We start from the raw sequence: 25,256 nt of genomic DNA, 5'->3' as shown, positions 1-25,256 counted from the left end.
ACCTCGCCGCCGGTCAGCCGAGCGCGGCCCGCAGCCTCGCCTCGTCGACCCGCCAGAAGTCGTGCTGGGCGCCGTCGACGAACGTCACCGGCACCTCGTCGCTGAACCGCGCCTGCAGCTGCGGGTCGGCGTCGACGTCGACCACGACGTAGGACTCCCCCAGGTCGGCGCAGACCTCGCGGACGACGGCCTCGGCCGCCTCGCACAGGTGGCAGCCGGCGCGGGAGTACAGCGTGACCCGCGGACCGCCGGGCTGCCGGCGGCGGCGCAGCCTCACTCGAGCAGCCCCAGTGCACGACGGCGCTCGAGCCCGCGCAGGCGGCCCTTCTGCACCTTGCCGGTGACCCCGACCGGCAGCCGGTCGACGACCTCGATGCGCGAGGGCACCTTGAACCGCGCCAGCGCCCGTTCGCAGGCGGCGCGGACGTCGCCCGCCAACGCGTCGGCGTCGGCGGACCCGTCGCCCGTTGCGACGACGTAGGCGACGACGGCCTCGCCGGTGGCCTCGTCGTCGACGCCGATGACGGCGACGTCGGCGACGCCTGCGACCTCGGCCACCACCCGCTCGACCTCGACCGGGTAGACGTTGAAGCCGGAGACGATGACGAGCTCCTTGACCCGGTCGACGAGGTAGACGTCGCCGCGGGCGTCGAGGAAGCCGACGTCGCCCGTGGACCACCAGCCGTCGTCGTCGGGCCCGTCGGCGCCGTCGGGCCAGTAGCCGCTGAACAGGTTGGCGCCCCGGACCTGGATCTCGCCGGGGTCGCCCGCGGCGGCGTCGATCTCGGCGCCGGAATCGTCGACCAGCCGCAGGTCGATGCCGCCGAGGGGCGCGCCGACCGAGGCGGGGTCGGGGTGCTCGGAGCACAGCGTGCTCGTGACGACGGGGGCCGCCTCGGTCAGGCCGTAGCCCTGGTGCACCGCCACGCCGGTACGCGCGGCGAACTCCTCGACCACCTCGGGGGCGACCGGGGCGGAGCCGGAGAGCACCACCCGGACCGGGCCGAGGCGGCCGGCCAGGTCGACGTCGCGCCAGTGGGCGAAGACGGCGGGCGCCACCGGGACGACGCTGCACGCCTCGTCGTCGATGAGGTCGAGGGTGCCCTGCGGGTCGAAGCGCTCGGCCAGCACGAGCTTGGCGCCGCTGCTCAGCACCGAGCCGAGCACGGCGTTGAGGCCGTAGACGTGGAAGAGCGGCAGGACGCCGAGCACGACGTCGTCGCCGTGGATCATCGGCGGCTCGACGGCGGCGACCTGGGCGATGTTGGCCGCGAGCGCGCGATGGCTGAGCATCGCGGCGCGCGGCAGCCCGGAGGTGCCGCTGGTGTAGAGCAGCGCCGCGACGCGCTCGGCGTCGTGCAGCTCGGGGGCCGGTCGTGCGGTGTCGGAGCGCAGGTGGTCGTAGGAGCGCTCGCCGGGCAGGAGCGTGGTGCCGATCGCGACCACGCGCGGCTTGACGAGGCGCTCGAGCACGTCGGCGGGGACGTCGTCGGCGAGGCTGCTGTGCTCGCCGGCCAGCGCGGCGTCGACGGCGGCCGCGGCCTCGCGCACGAGGCCGATGGTGGTCTCGTCGGCGACGACCATGCGGGCGCCGCAGTCGGCGACGACCCGGGCCACCTCGCGCGGGCTCGACCCGGGGTTGAGCGGGACGGCGACGGCCTGCGCCCGCAGGATGCCGAGGTAGGTGGTGACGAACTCGAGCCGGTTGCCACAGACCAGCACGATCCGGTAGCCGGCGACGACCCCCGCTGCGGCCAGGCCGGTGGCGACCCGGGCGACCTCGGCGTCGAGCTCGGCCCAGGTGAGGCTGCGGCCGCGCGCCTCGACGACGGCGAGCTTGTCGGGGTGCTCGGCGGCCGCGGCGGCGAGCAGCTGCGCGGGTCCGGCCACGTCGTCGACCCCGGCGTCGGCCGTCGGGACGTCGGTCGTGGGCGCGCCAGGCATGCGCGGCAGTCTACGTACCGCCCCCGATCCGTCTCGTGGCCCGAACGGACGGACCCGGATGTGCATAGGCTCACCCCATGTCCTCCAGCGACAAGACGCGTCGGCCGCCGAACCTGCGGCAGCGCTCGACGCTGGCCGGCGAGGCGGCGGCGGCCGCGGCGGAGGTCGAGGCGTCGCTCGACCACCCGGTCGACCCGACGTCGGCGGCCTTCTTCGACGTCGACAACACCGTCATGCAGGGCGCGAGCATCTTCCACCTGGCCCGCGGCCTGCACCGACGCGACTTCTTCACGACCCGCGACATCCTCGGCGCGATGTGGAAGCAGGCCTACTTCCGCGTCGTCGGCGTCGAGGACCCCGACCACATCGCCGAGACCCGCAACTCGGCGCTCAGCTTCATCGCCGGGCACACGGTGACCGAGCTGGAGGAGCTCGGCGAGGAGATCTTCGACGAGGGCATGGCGCACCGCATCTGGCCGGGCACCCGGGCGCTGGCCCAGCTGCACCTCGACCAGGGTCAGCGGGTGTGGCTCGTGACGGCGGCGCCCATCGAGATCGCGCAGATCATCGCCCGCCGGCTGGGGCTCACCGGCGCGATGGGCACGGTGTCCGAGCACGTCGACGGCGTCTACACCGGCCGGTTGGTCGGCGACCTGCTGCACGGCCCGGCCAAGGCCGAGGCGATCCTGGCCCTGGCCGCGCGCGAGGGACTCGACCTGGCGCGCTGCTCGGCCTACTCCGACTCCAGCAACGACCTGCCGATGCTCGGTCTCGTCGGCGACCCGGTCGCCATCAACCCCGACGCCCGCCTGCGCGCGCACGCCCGCGAGCAGGGTTGGCGCATCCGCGACTACCGCACGGGTCGCAAGGCCGCCCGGGCCGGGCTCGTCGTGGCCGCCACCACCGGAGCCGTGACCGGCGCCGTCGCGGCCGGTGTCGCCGTCCGCCGCAAGCGCTGACCTGCTAGCTGGTCCCAGCCTCGGCAAGCGCGGCGGTAGTCCCTCACGTCGATCAAGCCCGACGCCCCGGAAAGGTTGATGTCCGTCAGGGACTATCCCGCCGCGGGCCGCGTCGGACGAGCCGCGCCAGCCGGCGGCAAGCGGGTCGGAGGTGACGGACGTCACCGCGGCGTGCGGGTCCGTCGGGTCCGGCTTTTGCTGTACGGGCCGGTGATACCTGATCTACCCTCAGGTATCGGCCCCGGGGAGGGGGCCAGCCGGGAGGGCGACATGCCTCAGTCGAGGCGGGACGTGACGCGCGGGCTCGACGCGCTGCGCCACGCCGTCGCGCGGCTCCTCGTCCCCGCACCGGGTCTCGCTCCTGCCGGCCCGCTGCTCTCCGAGGCCGTCTCCGAGGACGTCGACCACGACGCTCCGCTCGGCGGCACCGGTTCCGGCGGTGGCTTCGACGACGCCGAGATGGCGACGTCGTCGGAGGAGACCGAGGCCGAGCGCACGCGGCTGATCGCCCTGGTCGAGCTCGCCCGCGGTGGCGACGCCGAGGCGTTCGGCCAGCTCTACGACCACTACCAGCCGTCGGTCTACCGCTTCCTCTACTACCGCACCCGGTCGGCCACGCTCGCCGAGGACCTCACCTCCGAGACGTTCTTCCGCGCCCTGCGCAACATGACCTCGTTCCGGTGGCAGGGCAAGGACTTCGGCGCCTGGCTGATGACCATCGCGCGCAACCTGGCCACCGACCACTTCAAGGCCGGTCGCACCCGCCTCGAGTCCACCACCGAGGACATGGGCGCCCACGACGACACCACCGAGGGCCCCGAGTCGCTGGTGCTGGCGAGCCTGACCAACGAGATGCTCCTCGAGGCCCTCACGCAGCTGCCCGACGAGCAGCGCGACTGCCTGGTGATGCGGTTCCTGCAGGGCATGAGCATCGCCGAGACCGCCGCCGTCCTCGGTCGCAGCGACGGCGCCGTCAAGCAGCTGCAGCTGCGCGGGGTGCGCAACCTGGCCAAGCTGATGCCCGAGGGGATCCGCGACTGATGGCCACGACCCGAGCCCCGCGCACGACGACCGTAACCTCGACCGTCCCCGCCTCGTTGAGGGGTGCGACAGGCCTCCGCGGCATCGGTCACCACCCAGGACGGAAGCGATGAACCCCGTGTTCCCGGCGCGTCGACGCGCCGACGAGTTCAACGCGATGGTCGAGGACGCCTCGACCGTGCCGTTGGCCGACGCGGAGTCCGCCAGGGTCGCCGAGCTGACGGCGCTCGTCGACGTCGTCACCGCCCTGCGCGCCGCTCCCCCGGCCGAGGCGCGACCCGAGTTCGTCTCCGACCTCCGCAGCCGGCTGGTGCTCGCCGCCGAGACCACGCTCGTGCCCGATCCCCCGGCCCGGCTCGAGGTGCGCCGCCAGGCCCAGAGCCGGCGCACCTCGCGCGAGCGCCGCCTCGCCGTCGCGATCGGCGGCTTCGCCCTGGTCAGCGCGTCGGCCTCGATGTCGGTCGCGGCCCAGTCGGCCCTTCCGGGCGACACCCTCTACCCGCTCAAGCGCGGCCTCGAGAACGTTCATGAGCGCGTCGTCCGCGACCCCGACGACCGCGGCGCCACGATGCTCGCCAACGCCGAGGGCCGCCTCGACGAGGTCGACTCCCTCAGCCGGGCCGGCGACGGCGACGCCGAGGTCATCGCCCAGACGCTGGAGGACTTCTCCGACCAGGCCGTCGAGGCCTCCACGGTCCTGCTCGACGACTACGCCGACACCGGCCGCGTCCGCCCGATCGAGGACCTCCGCGCGTTCACCGCCCAGAGCATCGGCACGCTGCGCCGGCTCGAGGCCGTCGTCCCCGTCGACGCGCGCGGCACCCTGATCAGCGCGGCCCGCATCATCGACGGCATCGACGCCGAGGCCCTGCTCGCCTGCCCCGCGTGCGGCGACGCCCTCCCGGTCGGTCCGCTCGAGACGGCCGGCGACCTCGGGCCGATCCTCGACCTCCTGCCGCCGCCCGGCAAGCCCGCGCCGGCCACACCGGCCGCACCTGCCCCGACGCCGAGGGCCGAGGCCCCCCAGACGCCGGCCCCGGCCGGCCAGCCGGCACCCGTGCCGGTCGAGCCCGTCGTCCCGGCGCCCGTGGAGGAGCCCGCCACGCCGGTCCTCCCGCAGCCGTCGACGCCGCAGGCGCCGTCCGGCGACGGCACGCCGCGCAACCCGCTGCAGGTCCCGCTCGCCGGCCTGCAGAGCCCGGTCGAGGAGCTCGGCGACCTGCTCACCGGCGCGGTCGACGAGACGGTCGGCGGTCTGCAGGGCCTGCTCGGGGGTCAGCCGAAGAACTAGCGCCGTCGGCTACTTGAAGACCGACTGGCGCTGCATCAGCAGGGTGTAGAGCGTCTGCTGGATCGTCTCGCGCACCTGGTCGGTGACGTCGAAGACCAGCATCGGGTCCTCCGCCGCACCGGGCTCGTAGTCGTCGGTGCGGATCGGCTCGCCGAACTCGAGCAGCCACTTCGAGGGCAGCGGCACCATGCCGAGCGGCCCGAGCAGGGGGAACAACGGTGTGATCGGGATGTAGGGCAGGCCGAGCAGGCGCGCGAGCGCGGGGATGTTGCCGACGAGCGGGTAGATCTCCTCGGCCCCGACCACGGCCAGCGGCACGATCGGCACACCGGTGCGCAGCGCCGCGGAGACGAAGCCGCCCCGGCCGAACCGCTGCAGCTTGTAGCGCTGCGAGTAGGGCTTGCCGATGCCCTTGAAGCCCTCGGGCCACACGCCGACGAGCTCGCCGCCGCGCAGCATGCGCTCGGCGTCCTCGTTGCAGGCCAGGGTGGCGCCGCCCTTGCGGGCGACGCTGCCGACGACCGGCATCTTGAACACGAGGTCGGCCCCGAGGGGCCGCAGGAAGCGCTGGGTGTGGTCGTGGATCGAGACCATCGTCATCAGGCCGTCGATCGGCACCGTGCCGGAGTGGTTGGAGACCACCAGGGCTCCGCCGGCGGTCGGGATGTTCTCGACGCCCCGCACCTCGATGCGGAACCACTGCTGGGCGATCGGGCGCAGCGCGGCCATGAAGAAGCGCTGGGTGACCTCGGCGTCGAAGCCGTACTCGTCGACGACGTAGTCGCCGGTGACCCGGCGCCGCAGGAAGGCGAGGAAGTGAGCCAGCCGCGGCTCCCACTGCTCGCCGAACACCTCGAGCGCGGCCTGCTGGAACGCCGAGAGCCAGGCCGAGGTGGGGATGCCGCGCATCGGGTGCCGCTCGGACGTCGTGACCGGTGCCGCCGGGCCCGTCGCGGTCTCGGTGACCGCGACGTCGTCGTCGGTCGGGGCGACGTCGGCCGGGGGGTCGATGACGGCGTCGGGCTCGGGGCTGGCCGGCGGGCGGGCCGGCGTGCGCGGCTTGGGCGCGAGTCCGCGCGCGGCCGACGACGGCTGCTTGCCGCTACCGCGCCCGGGCTTGCCACGGGTGCCGATCGGGATGATCTCGGCGTCGCCCACGCGACTCACCTCGCCTTTCCGGAGGCCGGCGGCCGGGGCGCGACGGCGAGCGCGGGCCGGACGTCGACGGGGCGGTCGGCGGTGACCGAGGGCGTGGAGGGCAGCCGCTCGGCGAGGCCGGCGAGGGCACGCTCGGTGCGGCCGCCGGTCGGCGTCAGGTCGGCGGCGAAGTCGGCGAAGGCCTCGGCCGTGGAGTACTGCGGCTCGAAGCCCAGCACGTCGCGCATCTGGGTGGTGTCGACGCCGCGGCCGAAGGTCAAGAAGGCGGTCTGCTCGGGCGAGAAGTCGGCCAGGCGTGCCGAGCGGAGCACGTTGCCGAGGCTGCCGACGGCGAAGCCCGGCATGGGCACGCTCGGGCGCTGCAGGCGTCGGATGGCCTGGCTGAGCATGAGGACGCCGTCGCCGGCCACGTTGAACGTGCCGGGGACGTCGTGGGCGACCGCGTGCTGGAGCACGCCGCGCAGGTCGTCCTCGTGCAGGAACTGCATGCGGGCGTCGAAGCCGAGCACCGTGGGCAGCACCGGCAACCGGAAGTAGGAGGTGATCGGGCTGACGACGTGGGGCCCGATGACGTTGGCGCAACGCAGCATCGTGACCCGGACGTCGCCGCGACGGCGCGCGAAGCCGCGGACGTAGCCCTCGATCTCGGCGACGTCCTTGGCGTACCCGGTGCGCGGGGCACCGCGCGGGTCCATGTCCTCGGTGAACATCGCCGGGTCGCGGTTGCTCGCGCCGTAGACCGTGGTGGTCGACTTCACGACCAGGTCGGTGACGCTGGGCGCCTTCTGGCAGGCCGCGAGCAGCTGCATCGTCCCGATGACGTTGAGCTCCTTCATCGTGGCCCGGCCGCCGGTGGCGCCGGGGGTCGCGATGACGCTCATGTGGACGACGGTGTCGACGTCCTCCTTGGCGATCACCTTGGCGATCACCGGGTTGCGGATGTCGGCGCGCACGAACGAGACGTCGCCGAGGTCGCCCCGCGGAGGGGTCACGTCGACGCCGATCACCCGCCGGACGGACGGGTGCTCGGCGATGGCGCGCGCACAGCGGCGGCCGAGGTCACGGGAGACCCCGGTGACGAGCACGACCTTGTCGCCGCCGCCCATGAGGAGAGGCCTGCGCTACTTCCCGAGCTTGCGACGCTGGACGCGCGTCTTCTTCAGGAGCTTGCGGTGCTTCTTCTTGGCCATGCGCTTGCGGCGCTTCTTGATGACGGAACCCACGGGACCCAACTCTCAGACAGACGTGCAGCGCCTGGAGGTGCCCAGGCGATCCGGGTCAGCCTATCGGCCCCACCCACGCGGCAGAGAATCGCCCGTCCCACCGCGCTCGCGCCCGTGCAGCCGCTGAGCTCTCAACGCCCCCTCATGTGCAGCCGGCGCGCTGCGAGGGCGTCTCGGTGCGCGTCGAGGGTGCGCGGAGCGAGGTACGAGCGGAGCGTGCGCTCGGCGTGTGCCGAGGCGGCCTCTTCAGGCGGCGCGCCACGCGCGAAGCGGAGCGAGCGCCATCACCTAGCCAGCGTTGAAGAACGAGTTCTTGAGGTACTCGTCGACGTCGTCCTCGGAGACGCGGAAGGAGCGGCCCACGCGGACGGCGGGCAGCTCGCCGTTGTGCACGAGCCGGTAGACGGTCATCTTCGAGACCCGCATGAGTGCGGCCACCTCGGCGATGGTCAAGAACTTCGGGTCGGAGAGGCCTCCGGACGTGTTGGACACGTGGCACCAGCTTTCTCTACGCCCGCCACCGGCTTCCCCACCGGTGATGACACGAGCGCTTCGAGAGGACAATAGGGCTTCGTGTGACGCGTGGGGAAGAATTTGCCAGGTGAAACTTCTGGGATCTCGGCGAGCCTACCAAGGATCCCCCCGTCCGGCGTGCTAGCCGACCCCGGCCGGGGACGGCGCGGAGGGGCCCCGGCCTACCCTGTGCGGCATGACGGGGACGGCGACGGAGCGGCTGCGCCTGCCGACCGGTGACGACGTCCGCGCCCTACCGCTGTGGGTCAAGGCGGCCGCGATCTACCTCGCGATGCGCCTGGTCAGCGGGCTGCTGCTGGCCCAGGCGGCCGACCAGGCCGGGTTCTTCCCGGGCGTGCAGCCGGGCGTCGTGGGGCCGACCGAGGACGACCTCACCCTGACCCTCAACTGGGACGCGCGGTGGTACGGCGAGATCTACGAGAACGGTTATCCCGACGAGATCCCGGTCAACCCCGACACCGGCCGGGCCGAGCAGAACCCGTGGGCGTTCTACCCGGCCTATCCCTACGCGGTGCGCCTCGTCGCGACCCTGCTCGGCTCCGACTTCGCCACGACGGCTCCCCTGCTGGCCCTGGTCGCCGGGCTCGGCGCGGCCCTGGTGATGGCGCGACTGCTGGTCGAGTCGCTGCCGTCGGGTCCGCGGGTCGAGGTGGCGGCGCTCTCCGTGGTGGCCGTGTGGGCGGCCTGCCCGGTGTCGCCGGTGCTGCAGATGGCCTACACCGAGTCGTTCTCGATGCTGCTGCTGGTCACGGTGCTGTTGTTCCTGCGCCGGGAGTGGTGGTGGGCGGCCGGCGTCGCCGCCCTGGTGCTCGGCCTGACCCGGCCGATCGCCCTGCCCCTGATCGTGGTGGTCGCGGTCGGGCTGTGGCTGCGCTGGCGGGCACGGGCCGATCGGCCGATCGCGCCGCGCGAGGCCGTGGCGATGCTGTGGACGTTCGGCGCGACCGGCCTGTCCGGCATCCTCTGGACGACGATCGCGGCGTTGGCCACGGGGCGCCGCGACGCCTACCCGGCCACGATGACCGCCTGGCGCTCGACCGACGAGATCGACCCGATCGCGCCGTGGAAGCGCACCGTCGAGGCCGCCCTCGAGACCCACGACAAGACCTGGGTGCTCTCGGCGCTCGGCCTGCTCGTGCCGCTGGCCCTCGCACTGGCGATGCTGCTGCCCCAGGTCGCCCGCGGGCTCGACCTGCGCCTGCGTGTGTGGTCGGCGGCCTACGCGCTCTACCTGCTCGCCGTCGTCGACGGCCACACCAGCATCTTCCGCTACCTGATCCCGCTCTTCCCGCTGCTCGCGCTGCTGGTCGGCGCCCACCGCGACCCGCCCCGCTGGCTCGGCCTGCGCACGACGTTCTGGCTCGTCGCGGGCGTCGTCGGCCAGGTCGGCTGGATCTGGTGGCTCGTGGTCTTCGAGCCGCCGCCCGGTGGCTACGGCGACTGGCCGCCGTGACCCGAGGGGTGGTCGTAGGGTCGGTCCATGACCGAGACCCCGGACCCCGCCCAGGCCGCCAGCGACGACCTCACCCGGCTCGCCGAGGCGTTCTGGGGCCACTACCTCGAGACCAACCCCACCGAGGCGCACCTGCTCGGCGTCTACCGCTACGCCGCGTTCTACGAGGACTTCACCCGCGAGGCGGAGGACCGGCAGATCGCCGCGCTGCGCACGTTCGCCGACGACGCCGAGGCGATCGACCCCGGCGCCCTCGACCCGGCCGAGCGGACGACGCGCGCCGTGCTCATCGACATCGCCACCTCGACGGCCGGGCGGCTCGAGACGCGGCTCGGCGAGGTCGCCGCCGACCCGATCTTCGGGCCGCAGGTCGGCATCCCAATCGTCACCGGCATGCTCGCGCTGCCCGACGCCGACGTGGCCGAGGCCCTCGTCGACAAGCTGCGCGGGGTGGCCCGCGGCTACCGCGAGGAGGCCGACCGGTTCCGTCAGGGCGTGGCGGCCGGCCGGCTGCCGGCGGCGTTCGCGGCGTCCGACACGGTGGCGCAGATCGACGCGATCCTCGACGGCCCGGTGGCCGACGACCCGGTGCTGGGTCGCGTGCCCGAGCCGCCGTCCGGCGTCGACGCCGACACCTGGCGCGCTCGGGTGGCCGCGGTCGTGGCCGACGAGCTGCGCCCGGCGATGGGCGCCTACCGCGACGTGCTGCGCGACGAGGTGCTGCCGCAGGCGCGGCCCGACGAGCGGTGCGGCCTGTCGGGGCTGCCCGATGGTGAGGCCGCCTACGCCGCGATGCTCCGCTACTACACGACCACCGACAAGACGGCCCAGGAGATCCACGACCTCGGCCTCGCGACGGTCGCCAAGCTCGCCGACGAGTACCGCGCGCTCGGGCCGGAGGTCGTCGGCACCGACGACCTCGCCCGGATCTTCGAGGCGATGCGCACCGACCCCAAGCTGCACTTCGAGCGCGGCGAGCAGCTCGTCGAGGCCTCCGAGGTCGCGATGGCCCGCGCGTGGGAGGCGATGCCAGCGTGGTTCGAGGTGCTCCCCCAGGCGCCGTGCGCGGTCGAGTCGACCATGACCGGCGCGAAGGCGTTCTACTTCCCACCGGCCGGCGACGGCAGCCGGGGCGGCACGTTCTTCATCAACATCGACGACCCGTCGTCGTGGGGCACCTTCGAGCTCGAGGCGATGGCCTTCCACGAGGGCATCCCGGGCCACCACCTGCAGCTCGCGATCGCCGCCGAGCTGCAGGGCATCCCCGAGTTCCGCAAGCACATCCACAACTCCGCCTACGCCGAGGGCTGGGGCCTCTACACCGAGCGGCTCTCCGACGAGATGGGGCTCTACTCCTCCGCCGTCGACCGCATGGGCATGTACGCCGCCGACTCGATGCGCGCCTGCCGCCTCGTCGTCGACACCGGTCTGCACGCGCTCGGGTGGAGCCGGGAGCAGGCCGTGCAGTACATGGTCGAGAACTCCCCGTTGGCCGAGGGCGTTGTGCGGCCCGAGGTCGACCGCTACGTCGTCACGCCCGGCCAGGCGTGCTCGTACATGGTCGGCCGGGTCGAGATCGAGCGCATCCGTCGCGAGGCCGAGGCCCGCCAGGGCGCGGCGTTCGACGTCCGGGCGTTCCACTCCGCCGTTCTCGACTCGGGCTCGCTGCCACTCGGCGTGCTCGACGAGGTGGTCACCGCACGCCTGCCGTGACATGCTCGGCTCGTGCTGACGACCCGATCCACCCAGTGGTGGCCCGCCTGACCGGCGGACCACCCCTCTGACGCACACCTCAGACACGGCCGCCCACGGGCGGCCGTTCTGCATCTGCGCGGCGCGGTGTCCGTGGGCCCTCACTCCAGGAGCCCCGCATGACCAGCCCGACCCGCACGCTGTCGTTGCTCACGCCGTCCGGCCACCTCACCCTCGGCAGCCTGCTCGGCGCGCTCGCGCCGATGCGCGAGCGTCAGGACGACGCCTTCTACGGCATCGCCGACCTGCACGCCATGACGACCGACCAGCACGACCCGGGCCGGCTGCGCGCGGCCGCCGACGAGATGGCGGCACTGTTCCTGGCTCTCGGCCTCGACCGGGCCACCCTGTTCCGCCAGAGCCACGTGCCGGCCCACGCCCAACTGGCCTACCTGCTCGAGTGCGTGGCCACGACCGGCGAGCTCGGCCGGATGACGCAGTTCAAGGAGAAGTCGAAGGCCGACGAGACGCGCTTGCGCGGCTCGTCGACGGCCTTCGAGGTTGAGGAGGCTGGGCTCACACCGTCGCGCCAGCGACGGGCTGAGCCAGCTGCCTCGAAACCACGCGGGGTCGCCTCGACCAGGGTGAGCCTGTTCACCTACCCCGCGCTGATGGCGGCCGACATCCTGCTCTACGCCCCGCGCGCCGTCCCGGTGGGCGCCGACCAGAAGCAGCACGTCGAGCTGACCCGCGACCTCGCGCTGCGCTTCAACCGGCGCTACGGCGAGGTGTTCGTGGTGCCCGAGGTGGTCACCGCCGACGACGGCAGCGCGCGCGTCATGGACCTCGCGCAGCCGACCCGCAAGATGTCGAAGTCGGCCGAGGCGCCCGGCACGATCTACCTCCTCGACCCCCCGGACGTCGTGCGCCGCAAGGTCGGTCGCGCGGTCACCGACGGCGACGTCGGGCCGGACGCCGTCCGCCGCGACCGCGAGGCCAAGCCCGGGGTGACCAACCTGCTCGAGGTGCTCGTCGCGTGCGGCGGGTCGGGCGACGGGCTCACGACGTACGGCGCCCTCAAGCGGGCGGTCACCGACGCGGTGGTGGCGACGCTGGAGCCGATCCAGAAGCGGTACGCCGACCTGGCCGACGACCCGGAGCACGTGCGGTCGGTCTTCGCCGACGGCGCCGCGCGGGCCCGGTCGGTCACCGAGCCGGTGCTGGCCGCAGCGCAGGCGGCCATGGGACTTTGAACGCGTTCAGAATCACGCTACCGTAGTCTTGAACACGTTCAAACACCTACCCGGGAGCCTGCCATGGACTGGACCGTCGCCACCTACGTCACCTACCTGCTCGTCGCCGTCCCGCTCACCGTCTGGGTCGCGCACACCCTGTCGAGCAACGGCCAGGTCTTCCTCGAGGAGGTGTTCACCGGCAACGAGCGGCTCGCCCAGGCGGTCAACCGGCTGCTCGTCGTCGGGTTCTACCTGCTCAACCTCGGCTTCGTCAGCCTGTACCTGCGCACCGGCGGCGAGGTGGTCGACCTGCGCGGGCTGCTGGAGGAGCTGAGCGTCAAGATCGGCGTGGTGACGCTCGTGCTCGGCGTCCTGCACTTCCTCAACGTGTGGGCGTTCAGCTCGATGCGGCGCCGGCACGCGATGGACTCCTTCCGCAGCGCCCCGGTCGCCCCGCAGGGCTTCGTCCCGGCCACGCCCTACCCCGCCCCCTGAGCCGGGCGCGCGATGACCACCGCTCTCTACGTCCTCTACGACGCGAGCTGCCCCCTGTGCTCGCGGTTCCGCGACTGGCTCGGCGCCCAGCGCACGCTGGTGCCGTTGCGGCTCGTGCCGGCGGCGTCAGCGCAGGCCAGGGAGCTCTTCCCGACGCTCGACCACGCCGCGACGCTTTGCGACATCACCGTGGTCGGCGACGACGGGAGCGTGTGGACCGGCGAGCACGCCTGGGTGATGTGCCTGTGGGCGACGCGGCGGTTCCGGCCGATGGCCGAGCGTCTCGCGCGACCGGCGTGGCTGCCGCTCGCCCGCGGGGCGGCCGCGAGCGCCGCCGGCCTGCGCCACCTGCTCACCACCGGAGCGCCACAGGGAGGTGGTTACGCTGACTGCCGTGCCGGAGCCTGCTCGCCGAACGTCGCTCACCAGCAAGGCTGAGCAGACCCGGGCGACGATCGCCGACGCCGCCATGCGGCTCTTCCGCCGCGACGGCTTCGACCGGACGACGATGCGGGCCGTCGCCAAGGAGGCCGGCGTCTCGGTGGGCAACGCCTACTACTACTTCTCCTCCAAGGAGCACCTGATCCAGGCGTTCTACGACGGCATCCAGGTCGAGCATGCCGAGCGGGCGGACGCCGTCCTCGAGCGCGAGACGTCGCTCGAGGCCCGGCTGCGCGGGGTGCTCGAGGCCTGGCTTGACGTCGCGGCGCCCAACCACGAGTTCGCCGCCCAGTTCTTCAAGAACGCCGCCGACCCCGCCAGCCCGCTCTCGCCGTTCAGCGAGGAGTCGACACCGGCGCGCGAGGCCAGCATCGAGCTCTACCGCCGCGTCGTCGACGGGTCCGAGGCGAAGATGACCCCTGCGCTCCGCGCCGAGCTGCCCGAGCTGCTGTGGCTGCTGCAGATGGGGTTCGTGCTGTTCTGGGTTCACGACGCCTCGCCCGGCCAGACCCGCACCCGCACCCTCGTCGCCCAGGCCACGCCCCTGGTCGACCGGCTCGTCCGGCTCGGCCGGCTGCCCGTCGTCCGCGGCGTCATCGACGACCTCATGGGCGTCGTCCGCACGATCAGGTCGACGGCGTGAGGCACCTGCTCGTGGCCCTCGCCGCCGCGCTCGCCCTGACCGCGTGCAGCGGCGACGACGAGCCCGGCGGCAGCCCCCCGCCCGCCCCGGCGTCCGGGACGACGTCCAGCCCGTCGACCCCGTCGCCCACCCCGACCGCGACGCCTCCGGTCGCGTGCGAGGCCTTCGTCGACGCCGTCAACGCCGAGGTCGCACCCCTGCTGGCGGCCGGCGACTTCAGCCCCACCGGCGAGCTGACCCAGCTCTGCCTGGCGACCAACGACCGCGGCGACGAGCTCTCCGTCGTCGCCCTCGACCTGCCCGACGAGGGCTGTCTCGGCGAGACCCGGGACCTGCCGGGCCTCGGCCGCGGCTCCTACTCCTGCGTCGGCGAGCAGCAGGGCACCCAGGTGCTGCAGGGCACGGTGGTCGCCGAGGGCGCGACCCGCTCGCTCACCGCGCTGGTCGAGCTGGCGCCGAGCCCCGAGCTGGCCTACACCACCAGCGACCTCGCGCCGGTCGCCGCGACCCTGGCGCGCAGCCTGGCCGGCCTCAGTCCGTAGGAGACGCGACCAACGCCCGGCGCACGACCGCGCGCAGCGCCGAGCGCCGACGGTCGTGATCGGCGTCGGGGTGGCCTCAGCCGGTCGTGGTCTGCTCGGCGAGGTCGCGCAGCGTGTGCAGCTGCTTGCGCATCATCGCCAGGTCGCCCCACGCCAGGGCGTCGAGGGCCGGCCGCGGCCAGGTGGCCACGAGGCGGCAGACCAGGCGTGACGACGCCGGCGAGACCGGCTCGGCGGCGTAGGTGATCGCGGCGGCGCCCAGCCGTCCGCGGCCGGGCGTGACCGCCGTCCAGTGGTGGCCGTCGTCGAACGTCGTCAGCCGGAAGACCTTCGCCATCGGCTGACCGGCCTCGAGCCGGTCGGCGCCCGGCGTGAGCTCGCGCGGGCTGCGCCGGAAGCCGTTGTCGACCCAGTCGTAGCTGTACGGCGCCACGGCGACCTGGCAGAGCCACCGCCACAGCACCTCGGACGGCGCGGCGACGTCGACCGCGCGGGTCATCGGCCGACCCTCGACGGCGTCGTCGGCCGGGTAACGGCGGGCGGCCTCCTCGGCCGTCGCGCCCCAGACCCACGGCAGCCCGCTCACGCTCAGGACCCCTCGGCGAGCTCCCGCGAGCGGTTGCGGGCCGACTCCATGGCGGCCAGGAACGCGGCGCGGACCTTGTGGATCTCGAGCTCGCGCAGCGCCGAGGCGGTGGTGCCGCCGGGCGAGGTGACCTGCTCGCGGAGCACGGTGGGGTGGGTGCCGGTCTCGCGGAGCATCTTGGCCGAGCCGACCAGGGTCTGGATGACGAGGTCGCTGGCGGTGGCGCGCGGCAGGCCGAGGTGCACGCCGGCCTCGATCATCGACTCGACGACGAAGAAGATGTAGGCCGGGCCGGAGCCGGAGATGGCGGTGACGGCGTCCTGCTGCCGCTCGGGGATGCGCAGCACCCGACCGACCGAGGCGAGCAGCGCCTCGGCCTCGGCGAGGTCGTCGTCGGAGCAGTGCGAGCCCGGCGAGATCGCAGCCATGCCCTCGTCGACGAGCGCCGGCGTGTTCGGCATGACCCGGACGACGGCGACGCCCTCGGGCACGCGCGACTCGATGAACGCCGTCGTGATGCCGGCGGCCAGCGAGACCAGCAGCTGCCCCGGTCGTAGTGACGGGGCGATCTCGGCGAGCACGTCGCCCATGTCCTGCGGCTTGACGACGAGGGCGAGCGTGTCGGCCTTCGCGGCGGCGTCGACGTTGGAGACGACGGAGACGCCGTAGCGCTCCTCGAGCTCGGCCGCGCGCTCGACGCGCTTCTCACCGACGAGGAGCCGGTCGACGCGGCGTCCGGCCCGGACGAGGCCGGAGAGCAGGGTCTCGCCCATCACGCCGGCGCCGATGATGGCGGTGGTCGAGGGGCTCGAGGTCGACGTCATGGCGGGCCTACTTCTTGGAGATGAGCGAGCGGAGGAAGAAGGTCAGGTTCTGCGGACGCTCGGCGAGCCGGCGCATGAGGTAGCCGTACCACTCCTGGCCGTAGGGCACGTAGACGCGCACGGTCTCGCCGGCCGCGGCCAGGCGGCGCTGCTCCTCGGGACGGATGCCGTAGAGCATCTGGTACTCGTAGGTGCCGGTGGCGCGGCCGAAGCGGCTGGCCAGCGAGGCGGCGATGGCGATCATCCGCGGGTCGTGCGTGGCGATCATCGGGTAGCCGGCACCGGCGAGCAGGACCTTGAGGCAGCGCACGTAGGACTTGTCGACGTCGATCTTGTCCTGGAACGCCACCGACTCGGGCTCGTTGTAGGCGCCCTTGCACAGCCGCACGCGCGAGCCCTCGTGGGCCAGCGATCGACAGTCGGACTCGGTGCGGCGCAGGTAGGCCTGCAGGACGGCACCGGTCTCGGGGAAGTCCTTGCGCAGGTTGCGCAGCACCGCGAGCGTGCGGTCGGTCGTGGTGTGGTCCTCCATGTCGAGGGTGACCGTGGTGCCGGCGTTGCGGGCCGCTCGGCAGATCGTGCGGGCGTTCTCGAGGGCGACCTTGTCGCCGACGTCGGGCAGGGCCTGGCCGATCGCGGAGAGCTTGACCGACACCTCGGCCCGCCGGGCCAGGCCGCGCTCGCCGAGCGCCTTGAGCACCTCGACGTAGGCCGCGACGGTGGCGGCGGCCTGCTCGGCGTCGACGGTGTCCTCGCCGAGGAAGTCGAGGGTGACGGTGAGGCCGTCATCGACCAGGCGACCGGTGGCCTCGACGGCGGCGGCGGTGGACTCGCCGGGGACGTAGCCCGTGACGATGCCGGAGGTGACCGGCATCGTGCTCACGAGCTTCTTGACGCCGCTGCTGCGCGCGAGCAGCAGGATCGGCTGGCGGAGCAACGACATGGCTCCAGGCTACGTCTGCACCGCCTCCCCCTTCGGCGGTGGTCCTCGTCGAGCGATCGCGCGCAAAGGACCACCGGCGACTATGCCCACGGGTGTACGACCGGCGGAGTACGTCGTCCCCTGGGCAGAGCCGCAGTCACACCCGCAGGACGACGCGACCGATCCCCTCCGACGACGAGGGTTCTGGCATGGACACCACACCCTCCCAGGCCCCCTCGCCGACGCGGTCCGAGTCACCGTCGGGCACCGGACCGGTCGCCCGCTTCCTCCGGCTCGCCCACTCCTCCCCGCGGCGCGCGCTGCTCGCCGTCTTCTTCTTCGTGCTCCTCGCCGGTGCGGTCGGCGGCCCGGTCGCCGGGGCCCTCTCCTCGGACGGCGGCTTCGCCCCGCCCGACGCCGACTCGGTCGCCGCCGTCGAGCGCATCGAACAGGCCACCGGGCGCGAGTCGTCGCCCGGGCTCATGGTCCTGGTCGACGGCACCGACCAGGCCCGCGTCGACGCCGTCGCCGACCGGCTCGCCGCGATCGACGGCATCGTCGAGGTCACGCCGGGCGGCATGGCCGACGACGGCACGTCGTCCCTCGTGCTCGCCACGGCCGCCGCCGACGCCAGCGGCGAGGCCGTCGCGGAGGAGGCCGTCGAGGTCTTCGCCGACGACGGCGACGTGACCGTCGGTGGTGGGGCCGTGATCGGCCTCCAGATCGGCTCGCAGGTCGAGGAGGACCTCGCCCGCGCCGAGCTGATGGCGTTCCCGCTGCTCGCCCTCCTGGCGTTGCTGATCTTCGGCGGCCGGGCGGCGGTGCTGCCGCTCGTCGTCGGCGTCACCACCGTGCTCGGCACGTTCCTCGCGCTGGCCGGGGTCAACGAGGTCTACGGCCTCAGCGTCTTCGCCCTCAACCTGGTGATCGGGCTCGGGCTCGGCCTCGCCATCGACTACACGCTGTTCCTGCTGACCCGCTACCGCGAGGAGCTCGACCGGCAGGGCGCCGGCCTCGGCGCCGTCCGGACGACGATGGCCACCGCCGGGCGCACCGTCGTGTTCTCCGCCGCCACCGTCGCGGTCGCCCTCATCACCCTCACCGTCTTCCCGATGGGCTTCTTGAAGTCGATGGGCATCGCCGGCGCGATCGTCGCGGTCGTCGCGGCCGTCGCCTCGCTCGTCGTCTCCCCCGCGATCTTCGGGCTGTGGGGCGCCAAGCTGGCCCGCCGGCGCCGGAGCGACGCCGCCGAGGGCCGCTGGTACCGCTTCTCGCACGCCGTCATGCGCCGTCCCGGCCTGATCGCGGTCGCAACCGCTGCCGTGATGGTGATCCTGGCCGCGCCCGCCCTGCGGGCCGAGTGGACGCCGATCGACGCCACCGTCGTGCCCGAGGGCGAGAGCGGCCGCGTGGTCGCCGACACCCTCACCGACTCCTACGGCGGCGCGGGCACCACCCCGGTCACCGTCGCGGTCGAGGGCGACGCCGGCGACGCCGGCGCCCTGGCCCGCGAGGCCTCCGGCCTGCCCGGCGTCCTCGCCCCGGCCGAGCCCGTCGACCTCGGCGGCGGCACCTGGCAGGTCGACCTCACCGTCGACGGCGACCCCGCAGGCGAGACGGCCCGCGGCGTCGTCCACGAGGTGCGCGACCTGGCCGACGACACCGGGACCGACGCGCTCGTCGCCGGACCGGCCGCGGAGTTCATCGACCAGCAGGACGCGATCGCCAGCAGCCTCCCGCTCGCGGCCGGGCTGCTCGTCGTCCTGACGATGCTCGTGCTGTGGCTGATGACCGGATCGGTCGTGCTGCCGGTCAAGGCGATCGTGATGAACGTGCTCACCGTCGGCGTCTCGCTCGGCGCCCTGACCTGGGTCTACCAGGACGGCCGCTTCACCGACCTGCTCGGCTACACGCCGAACGGCGGCATCGAGCCGACCGACTTCCTCGTCGCCGCCGCTCTCGTGTTCGCGCTCTCCACCGACTACGGCGTCTTCCTGCTGGGGCGGATCAGGGAGGCCCGCGAGGCCGGGCTCGCCGAGCGCGAGGCCGTGGCCGTCGGCCTCGGGCGCACCGGCGCCGTCGTCACCGCGGCCGCGATCCTGCTGGCCGTCGCGATCGGCGCGTTCTCCACCAGCGAGATCAGCTTCATCCAGCAGATCGGCGTCGCGACCGCGGTCGGCGTCCTGGTCGACGCCTTCGTCGTCCGCTCGCTGCTGGTGCCGGCGCTGATGGGCCTCATGGGCAAGTGGAACTGGTGGTCGCCGATGTGGCTGCGCCGGGTGCACGACAAGGTCGGGTTCTCGGAGGGCGAGGCGCCCGCGCCGGCGGTGGAGAAGGAGCTCCTGCCTGCCTAGCTGGATCTCGAGACGTCGAAGGCCCGGGCGAGCTCGGTCCGACAACGCGCCGGGATACTCCCCCAGGCCGACGCCCGGCCGGGCCACCCGCGGATACGGTCTGCGGGTGGCCCGGTCGTCGTCGTGCATGTCGTGGTGGAGCAGGTGGCGCGGCCCCGTCGTCGACGGGGCCGCGTTCGCGGTCACCCTCGCCTCGATGCTCGTCGAGCTCTTCGGGTCGCCGAAGGACGACCCCTCCGGCGCGCTCTCGGTCGCGGCGATCGTCGTCCTCGCGCTGCCGATCCTGGTCCGCCGGCGGTGGCCGCGGGCCTCGTTCGCGGTCGCGATGGTGCTGGTCTTCGCGCTGGTCGGGCCGGCCTGCATCTACGAGACCATCGGCATCCCGGCCGTCATCTGCGCCTACACCCTGGCCGCCACCCACGGACGACGCGCGGCGCTCTGGGCCGGCGTCGGCGCCATGCCGGTCGTGGTCGCCATCCTGCAGCTCTACAGCCCGCACGCGATCATCACCTGGGACTACGCCCGCAACCTGGCACTCGTCGCCCTCCCCCTCGCCTTCGGCGTGGCCGCGCACGAACGACGCGCTGCCACGCAGGCGCTGGTCGAGCGGGCCGAGTCGGCCGAGCGCACCCGCGAGGAGGAGGCGCTGCGCCGCGTCGGCGAGGAGCGGCTGCGCATCGCCCGCGACGTCCACGACGTCGTCGCGCACGCGATGGTGGCGATCAACGTGCAGGCCGGCGTGGGCGCGCACCTGCTCGAGCGCGACCCCGACCAGGCCCGCGCGACGCTGCGCGACATCAAGCGGGTCAGCGGCGACGCGCTCACCGACCTGCGCTCGATGCTCGGCCTTCTCCGCCCCGACGACGACGCACCCGTCGTGCCGACCCAGGGCCTGGCGCAGATCGACGACCTCCGCGAAGGTCTCGCCTCGGCCGGGGTCGACCTCGACGTGACCATCGACCCGGCCGCCGACCAGCTGCCGGTGACCGTCGGCACGGCCGGCTTCCGGATCGTCCAGGAGGCCCTGACCAACGTGCTGCGCCACGTCGGCCCGACGGCCGCCCGGGTGCGCGTGACCCGCGAGCCGCACACCGACGACGGACGGCGCGACGTGCTCCGCATCGAGGTCGAGGACGACGGCGGCACCGCACCCACCCCGCTCGACGCCACCGGGTCGGGCAACGGCCTCCGCGGCATGCGCGAGCGCGCCGCGGCCGTGGGTGGCTCGCTCGAGGCCGGTCCCCGCGCCGACGGCGGGTGGCGGGTCTCGGCGCTGCTGCCCGTGGCCGTCGACGGTACAGGCGGTGCGGGGTGATCCGGGTGCTGCTGGTCGACGACCAGACGCTGGTGCGCGCCGGGTTCCGCGCGCTGCTCGGCTCCGAGCCCGACATCGAGGTCGTCGGCGAGGCGGTCGACGGCGCCGAGGGCGTCCGGCTCGCCACCGAGCTCGCCCCCGACGTCGTCCTCATGGACATCCGCATGCCGCGCGTCGACGGCCTCGAGGCCACCGCGCGCATCACCGCCACGCCCGCGCTGGCCGGCACGCGCGTCGTCGTCCTGACGACCTTCGAGCTCGACGAGTACGTCTTCGGCGCACTGCGCGCCGGGGCCGCCGGGTTCCTGCTCAAGGACGTCGAGCCCGAGGCGCTCATCGACGCCGTCCGGCTGGTGCACGACGGGCAGGCGCTGCTCGCCCCGCGGGTGACCAAGCGGCTCATCGAGGCCTACGTGGCGTCGGCGCCGGTCGAGACGGTGCCCGTCGCTGCTCCGCCCGACGACGGGCGTCTTGCCGACCTCACCCCGCGTGAGCGCGAGATCCTGGCCCTCGTGGGGCGTGGGCTGTCGAACCAGGAGATCGCCGCCGAGCTGGTGCTGTCGCCGCTGACCGCCAAGACCCACGTGTCGCGCCTGTTCCTCAAGCTCGGCGCACGCGACCGGGCCCAGCTGGTCGTGACCGCCTACGAGACCGGGGTGGTGACGGCGTGATCACCTACGCCGAGGTGCTCGACCTGGTGCTGCCCACGCTGCCCGATCCGCCCGAGCTCGACGACGCCGGCGAGCTCCCCTACCTCGACGCCTCGACCCTCGCCGTCCACGTCGTCGATCTCGTCCGCGCCGGCCGGAGCGACGTGCTCGGGCCGTTCTTCGCCGCCGTCGAGCGCCTGCACCTGGAAGGCGACGGCGACGTCACCACCCTCGCGACGATCGGCTACCTCGAGTCGCTGCAGAACTACGCCGGGCACGCGGGGCTCGACACCTCGGTGTTCCTGCCGCTGCTCGGACCCGAGTCCGCGCGGTGGTGGCGCGGGCTCGACGCGTTCTGGGCGGGCGAGGCGCCCGCCGTGCTGCCGGTCGACTGAGGTCCCCCGGCGGGCCGCACCACGCACCGCACCCCGCCTGCGACGATGACCGCATGGTGCGCGAGATCGTCCTGCTCGGCACGGCCAGCCAGGTGCCGACCCGCGACCGCAGCCACCACGCGGCCTTCCTGCGGTGGGACGACGAGGGCATCCTCCTCGACCCCGGCGAGGGCGCCCAGCGACAGATGCTCCTCGCCGGCCTGCCCGCCTCGGCGATCACGTGCATCTGCATCACGCACCTGCACGGCGACCACAGCCTGGGCCTGCCGGGCGTCGTCCAGCGACTGTCGCTGGACGGCGTGCGGCACCCGGTGCCCGTGCACTTCCCGGCCTCGGGCGAGCCGTTCTACGACCGGCTCCGGCACGCGACGTCGTTCTTCGACGTCGCCGACGTGCACGCCGCGCCGGTGCACGAGACCGGGGTGGTGGCCACGGGCGCATTCGGGCGGCTCGAGGCCGTGCGGCTCGACCACGCCATCGAGACGTTCGGCTACCGCCTGGTCGAGCCCGACGGACGACGGATGCGACCCGATCTCCTGGCCGCCGCGGGCATCGGCGGGCCCCGGGTGCGCGAGCTGCAGCTCGCGGGCGAGCTCGACGGCGTCGGCATCGAGGAGGTCAGCGAGCACCGCGCCGGTCAGCGGTTCGCCTTCGTCATGGACACCCGTCCCTGCGACGGCGCCCGCGAGCTGGCCCAGGACGCCGACCTCCTCGTGGCCGAGGCGACCTACCTGCACGACGACGTCCACCTGGCCGAGGCGCACGGGCACCTGACGGCCCGGCAGGCCGCCACGCTCGCCGCCGAGGCGGGGGTACGCACCCTCGTGCTCACCCACTTCTCCCAGCGCTACCCCGACCTGACGCCGTTCCGGGCCGAGGCCGCCTCGGTTTTCGCCGGACACGTCGTCGTGGCCAACGACCTCGACCGCGTGCCGGTGCCGCGCCGCAGTGAATGATCAGACGCTACGTACGACGAAGTGCTCGCGCGCGAACTCGAGCGACTCGCGCAGGTCGGCCTCGCGCTCCTCGCGGGTGGAGCACTTGCGGGTGTTGATCTCGAGCACGACGTCGCCGGTGAAGTCGAACGACGGCGCCGAGATGTGGCGCAGGAAGCGCTCGGCCCCCATGATGCCGCGGCCCGGCACGAGGTGCTCGTCCTTGGCCGAGCCCGTGCCGTCGGTGAGGTGCACGTGACGCAGGCGCGAGCCGAGGCGGTCGGCCATCTCGACGACGTCGGAGCGGGCGATCGCGGCGTGGCTGAGGTCGATGGTGGTGTTGGCGTAGGGCTCCTGGGAGGGGTCCCACCCGGGGAGGTACATCTCGGCACCGCGCTTCTTGGTCGCCCGCCACGGGTACATGTTCTCGACCGCAAAGTGGATGCCGGTGGAGTTCTCGAGGGCCGCGATGCCGTTGACGAAGTCGCGAGCGTACTCCTTCTGCCACCGGAACGGCGGGTGCACGACGACGACCTCGGCCCCGACCTCGGCCGCCATCTCGGCCGATCGCTCGAGCTTGCCCCACGGCTCGGTGCCCCAGACGCGCTGGGTGAACAGCAGGCACGGCGCGTGGACGGCGCAGATCGGCATGGCGTGGTGCTCGGAGAGCTGCTTGACCGCCGACGTCTGCTGGCTCAGGGCATCGATGCCGACCATCACCTCGACCGCGTCGTAGCCGACCGAGGCCGCGTAGGTGAAGGCGTGCGCCGTCGACTCGGGGTAGACCGAGGACGTCGAGAGGCCGATCCGGGTCACCACGAATCGGTTCCGCTGGTGACGCCGATGCGGTCGATGCGCTCGAGGATGACGCCCTCGCGCAACGCCCACGGGCAGATCTCGAGCTCGGCGAGGTCGAAGATGTCCATGCACGCCTCGGCGACGAGCGCTCCGGGCACGATCTGGTGGGTGCGGCTCGGCGAGACGCCGGGCAGCTCGGCGAGCGCGTCGGCGTCCATCGCCACGAGCTTGGGGATCCACTCGCGCAACGTCGCGAGCGGCAGCGTGCGCGGCACCAGCGCACCCTCGCCCGACGGCGCGGCGCCGCAGATGCGCGCGAGCGAGCGGAAGGTCTTCGAGGTGGCCGCGGCCTTGTGCGGGGCGCCGGCGCGCAGCAGGTTGCCGGCGTCGCGGGCGATGGCCGTGCGGATGCCCTTGCGGATCTGCTTCAACCCGGCCTCGTCGGGCCACTCGCTGAAGTGGGCGCGCGCCAGGCGGGCGGCGCCGAGCGGCAGCGACCAGGCGACGTCGGGACGCTCGTCGCCGCCCGCGGCGATCTCGAGCGAGCCGCCGCCGATGTCGAAGACCGCGAGACGCCCGGCCGACCAGCCGAACCACCGCCGCACCGACAAGAACGTGAGCCGCGCCTCGTCCTCGCCGGACAGCACGCCGATCTCGACGCCGGTGCGCTCCTTGACGTGCGCCAGGACGTCGTCACTGTTGGCGCTGTCGCGCACCGCGGAGGTGGCGAACGGGAGCATGTCCTCGCACCCCTTCTCCTCCGCGACGACGAGGGCCTCGGCGGTGAACGCCGTGAGCGCGTCGATGCCGGTCTGCGAGACCGCCCCGCCGGCGTCGAGGTGCTCGGCGAGCCGCAGCGGCTGCTTGTAGGAGAACGCCGGCAGCGGGGCTGCGCCGTCGTGGGCGTCGACCACCAGCAGGTGGCCTGTGTTCGAGCCGATGTCGAGGACGCCGAGGCGCATGAGGCCCACGCTACAACTCGTCCCTGGTGCCCGGGTCCGCGCGTGGGGTCGTGTGCCGCGACCGCTACCGAAGTCACACCGGGCGATACCGCAGCACGATCCGCCGTCCCCGTGGGCGGTCCTAGCGTCGGGTCATGGCCGTGCAGCGCTGGGACCTCGTCACCGATGGCGTCCGCCACCGGGTCGAGGCCGACACCGGCGGCTGGCGCAAGCACCTGCGCTGGTGGGTCGACGACGAGCTCGTCGCCGAGCGTCGCACCGCCGAGGACAAGGTGCGCCTCGAGCCGGACGACGAGTCCTCCGGCGCCGGTACCGTGCGGCTGCGCTTCAGCGGGCTCGGCAAGCCACGTCGCGCCACCTTCTACGCCGCCGGCGACGACGTCGACGCCGCCCTGGGCACGGGCGGCCGCGACCTGGTCCCCGAGCCCGGGTCACCGGCCGCCGTCCACGAGGCGTGGATGCTCGAGCACCCGCGACGCTACGAGGCGCAGAAGGTGGCCGGCGGCGTGGCGGCCGTCGTCGTGCCGATCCTGCTCACGCTGCTCGTCGTGCGGTTCGCCGTCCACCTGCCGTGGCCCGACTGGGACCTGCCCTCGATCCCGACGCCCGACCTGCCCTCGATCCCGCTCCCGTCGATCCCGCTCCCGTCGATCCCGTGGCCCGACTGGTCGCTCCCCTCCGTGCCGGGCTGGGTGGCCTGGCTGGCCGACAAGGTCACGTACGTCTGGCCCGTCGTGCTCGCGTACGTGCTCGCGCGCGCCGAGATCAAGCGACGCCGTAAGCAGGCCGAGCAGCAGACCGAGCAGCAGACCGAGCAGCGGCGCACCGCCGACGACGAGACCCCGCAGCCGTAGGCTCCTCCTC

Annotated in this window: 27 protein-coding genes; 16 read left to right on the top strand and 11 right to left on the bottom strand. The window is 73.5% G+C overall.

The genetic code is table 11. From position 1 onward, the window contains the following. Positions 1 to 13 precede the first annotated feature (13 nt). Both ABFT23_RS12820 and ABFT23_RS12815 read right to left on the bottom strand, forming a co-directional pair. Positions 14 to 277: a glutaredoxin family protein gene (locus ABFT23_RS12820; RefSeq protein WP_347895734.1), complete on the bottom strand. Its 264-nt coding sequence runs from the start codon at positions 275 to 277 to the stop codon at positions 14 to 16. Continuing rightward, positions 274 to 1,944 (bottom strand): class I adenylate-forming enzyme family protein, encoded by a 1,671-nt coding sequence (locus ABFT23_RS12815; RefSeq protein WP_347895732.1) that lies wholly within the window; start codon positions 1,942 to 1,944, stop codon positions 274 to 276. Before ABFT23_RS12815 ends, ABFT23_RS12820 begins: the two co-directional genes overlap by 4 nt. Positions 1,945 to 2,021: 77 nt before the next feature. On the opposite strand from ABFT23_RS12815, the gene ABFT23_RS12810 reads away from it, so the two are divergent. The 3 genes from ABFT23_RS12810 to ABFT23_RS12800 all read left to right on the top strand — a co-directional run bounded on the left by ABFT23_RS12810 (position 2,022) and on the right by ABFT23_RS12800 (position 5,235). Continuing rightward, a complete protein-coding gene (locus tag ABFT23_RS12810; RefSeq protein ID WP_347895730.1) occupies positions 2,022 to 2,903 on the top strand; it encodes an HAD family hydrolase in 882 nt (293 codons plus the stop codon). Between the two features lie 291 nt (positions 2,904 to 3,194). Beyond that, on the top strand, positions 3,195 to 3,944 hold the full coding sequence (locus tag ABFT23_RS12805; RefSeq protein ID WP_347895728.1) for a sigma-70 family RNA polymerase sigma factor: 750 nt from the start codon (positions 3,195 to 3,197) through the stop codon (positions 3,942 to 3,944). Between the two features lie 109 nt (positions 3,945 to 4,053). Next, a complete protein-coding gene (locus tag ABFT23_RS12800) occupies positions 4,054 to 5,235 on the top strand; it encodes a DUF5667 domain-containing protein (protein ID WP_347895726.1) in 1,182 nt (393 codons plus the stop codon). A 9-nt stretch (positions 5,236 to 5,244) separates the two neighbouring features. Here ABFT23_RS12800 and ABFT23_RS12795 read toward each other — a convergent pair whose 3' ends face one another. From ABFT23_RS12795 to ABFT23_RS12780, 4 genes are all read right to left on the bottom strand, one after another. Beyond that, entirely contained in the window at positions 5,245 to 6,393 is a 1,149-nt protein-coding gene (locus ABFT23_RS12795; RefSeq protein ID WP_347895724.1) for a lysophospholipid acyltransferase family protein, read from the bottom strand. 5 nt (positions 6,394 to 6,398) lie between these two features. Then, complete coding sequence (locus ABFT23_RS12790; RefSeq protein WP_347895722.1) at positions 6,399 to 7,499, bottom strand: NAD-dependent epimerase/dehydratase family protein; 1,101 nt, start codon at positions 7,497 to 7,499, stop codon at positions 6,399 to 6,401. Between the two features lie 15 nt (positions 7,500 to 7,514). Beyond that, positions 7,515 to 7,616 carry a 30S ribosomal protein bS22 gene (locus ABFT23_RS12785; protein WP_008356322.1) on the bottom strand — a complete coding sequence of 34 codons (102 nt, stop codon included), beginning with the start codon at positions 7,614 to 7,616 and terminating at the stop codon, positions 7,515 to 7,517. A 288-nt stretch (positions 7,617 to 7,904) separates the two neighbouring features. After that, complete coding sequence (locus ABFT23_RS12780) at positions 7,905 to 8,108, bottom strand: helix-turn-helix domain-containing protein (RefSeq protein WP_347895717.1); 204 nt, start codon at positions 8,106 to 8,108, stop codon at positions 7,905 to 7,907. Between the two features lie 217 nt (positions 8,109 to 8,325). On the opposite strand from ABFT23_RS12780, the gene ABFT23_RS12775 reads away from it, so the two are divergent. The 7 genes from ABFT23_RS12775 to ABFT23_RS12745 all read left to right on the top strand — a co-directional run bounded on the left by ABFT23_RS12775 (position 8,326) and on the right by ABFT23_RS12745 (position 14,651). Continuing rightward, a complete protein-coding gene (locus tag ABFT23_RS12775) occupies positions 8,326 to 9,603 on the top strand; it encodes a hypothetical protein (RefSeq protein WP_347895715.1) in 1,278 nt (425 codons plus the stop codon). A gap of 27 nt (positions 9,604 to 9,630) precedes the next feature. Then, positions 9,631 to 11,316, top strand: coding sequence for a DUF885 domain-containing protein (locus tag ABFT23_RS12770; protein WP_347895713.1), 1,686 nt, complete (start codon positions 9,631 to 9,633; stop codon positions 11,314 to 11,316). 158 nt (positions 11,317 to 11,474) lie between these two features. Next, entirely contained in the window at positions 11,475 to 12,548 is a 1,074-nt protein-coding gene (trpS, locus tag ABFT23_RS12765) for a tryptophan--tRNA ligase (RefSeq protein WP_347895712.1), read from the top strand. Between the two features lie 63 nt (positions 12,549 to 12,611). Beyond that, positions 12,612 to 13,025 carry a hypothetical protein gene (locus tag ABFT23_RS12760; RefSeq protein ID WP_347895710.1) on the top strand — a complete coding sequence of 138 codons (414 nt, stop codon included), beginning with the start codon at positions 12,612 to 12,614 and terminating at the stop codon, positions 13,023 to 13,025. Between the two features lie 12 nt (positions 13,026 to 13,037). Then, positions 13,038 to 13,463 carry a DCC1-like thiol-disulfide oxidoreductase family protein gene (locus tag ABFT23_RS12755; protein ID WP_347895708.1) on the top strand — a complete coding sequence of 142 codons (426 nt, stop codon included), beginning with the start codon at positions 13,038 to 13,040 and terminating at the stop codon, positions 13,461 to 13,463. Next, on the top strand, positions 13,420 to 14,109 hold the full coding sequence (locus tag ABFT23_RS12750; protein WP_347895707.1) for a TetR/AcrR family transcriptional regulator: 690 nt from the start codon (positions 13,420 to 13,422) through the stop codon (positions 14,107 to 14,109). The genes ABFT23_RS12755 and ABFT23_RS12750 overlap by 44 nt, the downstream gene beginning before the upstream one ends. Continuing rightward, entirely contained in the window at positions 14,106 to 14,651 is a 546-nt protein-coding gene (locus tag ABFT23_RS12745) for a hypothetical protein (RefSeq protein WP_347895706.1), read from the top strand. Before ABFT23_RS12750 ends, ABFT23_RS12745 begins: the two co-directional genes overlap by 4 nt. 76 nt (positions 14,652 to 14,727) lie before the next feature. Here ABFT23_RS12745 and ABFT23_RS12740 read toward each other — a convergent pair whose 3' ends face one another. The 3 genes from ABFT23_RS12740 to ABFT23_RS12730 are packed head-to-tail and all read right to left on the bottom strand — an operon-like array spanning position 14,728 to position 17,004. Then, positions 14,728 to 15,237, bottom strand: coding sequence for a hypothetical protein (locus ABFT23_RS12740; protein WP_347895705.1), 510 nt, complete (start codon positions 15,235 to 15,237; stop codon positions 14,728 to 14,730). 2 nt (positions 15,238 to 15,239) lie between these two features. Beyond that, positions 15,240 to 16,061: a pyrroline-5-carboxylate reductase gene (gene proC, locus ABFT23_RS12735; RefSeq protein WP_347895703.1), complete on the bottom strand. Its 822-nt coding sequence runs from the start codon at positions 16,059 to 16,061 to the stop codon at positions 15,240 to 15,242. Positions 16,062 to 16,068: 7 nt separating this feature from the next. Continuing rightward, positions 16,069 to 17,004: a proline dehydrogenase family protein gene (locus ABFT23_RS12730; protein ID WP_457623400.1), complete on the bottom strand. Its 936-nt coding sequence runs from the start codon at positions 17,002 to 17,004 to the stop codon at positions 16,069 to 16,071. 188 nt (positions 17,005 to 17,192) lie between these two features. On the opposite strand from ABFT23_RS12730, the gene ABFT23_RS12725 reads away from it, so the two are divergent. The 5 genes from ABFT23_RS12725 (at position 17,193) to ABFT23_RS12705 (ending at position 22,653) form a co-directional block, all read left to right on the top strand. Beyond that, complete coding sequence (locus ABFT23_RS12725; RefSeq protein ID WP_347895701.1) at positions 17,193 to 19,337, top strand: MMPL family transporter; 2,145 nt, start codon at positions 17,193 to 17,195, stop codon at positions 19,335 to 19,337. Between the two features lie 106 nt (positions 19,338 to 19,443). Then, positions 19,444 to 20,652, top strand: coding sequence for a sensor histidine kinase (locus ABFT23_RS12720; RefSeq protein ID WP_347895699.1), 1,209 nt, complete (start codon positions 19,444 to 19,446; stop codon positions 20,650 to 20,652). Beyond that, a complete protein-coding gene (locus ABFT23_RS12715; protein ID WP_347895697.1) occupies positions 20,649 to 21,323 on the top strand; it encodes a response regulator transcription factor in 675 nt (224 codons plus the stop codon). Before ABFT23_RS12720 ends, ABFT23_RS12715 begins: the two co-directional genes overlap by 4 nt. Further along, positions 21,320 to 21,697 (top strand): DUF7674 family protein, encoded by a 378-nt coding sequence (locus ABFT23_RS12710; RefSeq protein ID WP_347895695.1) that lies wholly within the window; start codon positions 21,320 to 21,322, stop codon positions 21,695 to 21,697. The genes ABFT23_RS12715 and ABFT23_RS12710 overlap by 4 nt, the downstream gene beginning before the upstream one ends. Positions 21,698 to 21,750: 53 nt before the next feature. Beyond that, positions 21,751 to 22,653: a ribonuclease Z gene (locus tag ABFT23_RS12705; RefSeq protein WP_347895693.1), complete on the top strand. Its 903-nt coding sequence runs from the start codon at positions 21,751 to 21,753 to the stop codon at positions 22,651 to 22,653. Here the strand turns inward: ABFT23_RS12705 and ABFT23_RS12700 are convergent, their stop codons facing one another. Both ABFT23_RS12700 and ABFT23_RS12695 read right to left on the bottom strand, forming a co-directional pair. Next, positions 22,654 to 23,451, bottom strand: a complete 798-nt coding sequence (locus ABFT23_RS12700) for a sugar phosphate isomerase/epimerase family protein (RefSeq protein ID WP_347895691.1) — start codon at positions 23,449 to 23,451, stop codon at positions 22,654 to 22,656. It lies immediately after the preceding gene. Further along, on the bottom strand, positions 23,445 to 24,392 hold the full coding sequence (locus ABFT23_RS12695) for a Ppx/GppA phosphatase family protein (RefSeq protein WP_347895689.1): 948 nt from the start codon (positions 24,390 to 24,392) through the stop codon (positions 23,445 to 23,447). Before ABFT23_RS12695 ends, ABFT23_RS12700 begins: the two co-directional genes overlap by 7 nt. A gap of 134 nt (positions 24,393 to 24,526) precedes the next feature. Here ABFT23_RS12695 and ABFT23_RS12690 point away from each other — a divergent pair, with 134 nt between their 5' ends. After that, positions 24,527 to 25,246, top strand: a complete 720-nt coding sequence (locus ABFT23_RS12690; protein WP_347895687.1) for a hypothetical protein — start codon at positions 24,527 to 24,529, stop codon at positions 25,244 to 25,246. Positions 25,247 to 25,256: the final 10 nt, after the last annotated feature.

This window comes from Nocardioides secundeburneus (assembly GCF_039939255.1).
In the GTDB taxonomy this organism is placed as follows: domain Bacteria; phylum Actinomycetota; class Actinomycetes; order Propionibacteriales; family Nocardioidaceae; genus Nocardioides.
The sequence above is the reverse complement of the archived record's forward strand: the minus strand, read 5'-3'. Positions and strand labels throughout refer to the sequence as shown.

Excerpts from the sequence above, each read along its gene's own strand:
- ABFT23_RS12815 (WP_347895732.1), bottom strand. The coding sequence starts at position 1,944 with ATGCCTGGCGCGCCCACGACCGACGTCCCGACGGCCGACGCCGGGGTC.
- ABFT23_RS12810 (WP_347895730.1), top strand. The coding sequence starts at position 2,022 with ATGTCCTCCAGCGACAAGACGCGTCGGCCGCCGAACCTGCGGCAGCGC.
- ABFT23_RS12800 (WP_347895726.1), top strand. The coding sequence starts at position 4,054 with ATGAACCCCGTGTTCCCGGCGCGTCGACGCGCCGACGAGTTCAACGCG.
- ABFT23_RS12790 (WP_347895722.1), bottom strand. The coding sequence starts at position 7,499 with ATGGGCGGCGGCGACAAGGTCGTGCTCGTCACCGGGGTCTCCCGTGAC.
- ABFT23_RS12775 (WP_347895715.1), top strand. The coding sequence starts at position 8,326 with ATGACGGGGACGGCGACGGAGCGGCTGCGCCTGCCGACCGGTGACGAC.
- ABFT23_RS12770 (WP_347895713.1), top strand. The coding sequence starts at position 9,631 with ATGACCGAGACCCCGGACCCCGCCCAGGCCGCCAGCGACGACCTCACC.
- trpS (WP_347895712.1), top strand. The coding sequence starts at position 11,475 with ATGACCAGCCCGACCCGCACGCTGTCGTTGCTCACGCCGTCCGGCCAC.
- ABFT23_RS12760 (WP_347895710.1), top strand. The coding sequence starts at position 12,612 with ATGGACTGGACCGTCGCCACCTACGTCACCTACCTGCTCGTCGCCGTC.
- ABFT23_RS12755 (WP_347895708.1), top strand. The coding sequence starts at position 13,038 with ATGACCACCGCTCTCTACGTCCTCTACGACGCGAGCTGCCCCCTGTGC.
- proC (WP_347895703.1), bottom strand. The coding sequence starts at position 16,061 with ATGACGTCGACCTCGAGCCCCTCGACCACCGCCATCATCGGCGCCGGC.
- ABFT23_RS12730 (WP_457623400.1), bottom strand. The coding sequence starts at position 17,004 with ATGTCGTTGCTCCGCCAGCCGATCCTGCTGCTCGCGCGCAGCAGCGGC.
- ABFT23_RS12725 (WP_347895701.1), top strand. The coding sequence starts at position 17,193 with ATGGACACCACACCCTCCCAGGCCCCCTCGCCGACGCGGTCCGAGTCA.
- ABFT23_RS12705 (WP_347895693.1), top strand. The coding sequence starts at position 21,751 with ATGGTGCGCGAGATCGTCCTGCTCGGCACGGCCAGCCAGGTGCCGACC.
- ABFT23_RS12695 (WP_347895689.1), bottom strand. The coding sequence starts at position 24,392 with ATGCGCCTCGGCGTCCTCGACATCGGCTCGAACACAGGCCACCTGCTG.
- ABFT23_RS12690 (WP_347895687.1), top strand. The coding sequence starts at position 24,527 with ATGGCCGTGCAGCGCTGGGACCTCGTCACCGATGGCGTCCGCCACCGG.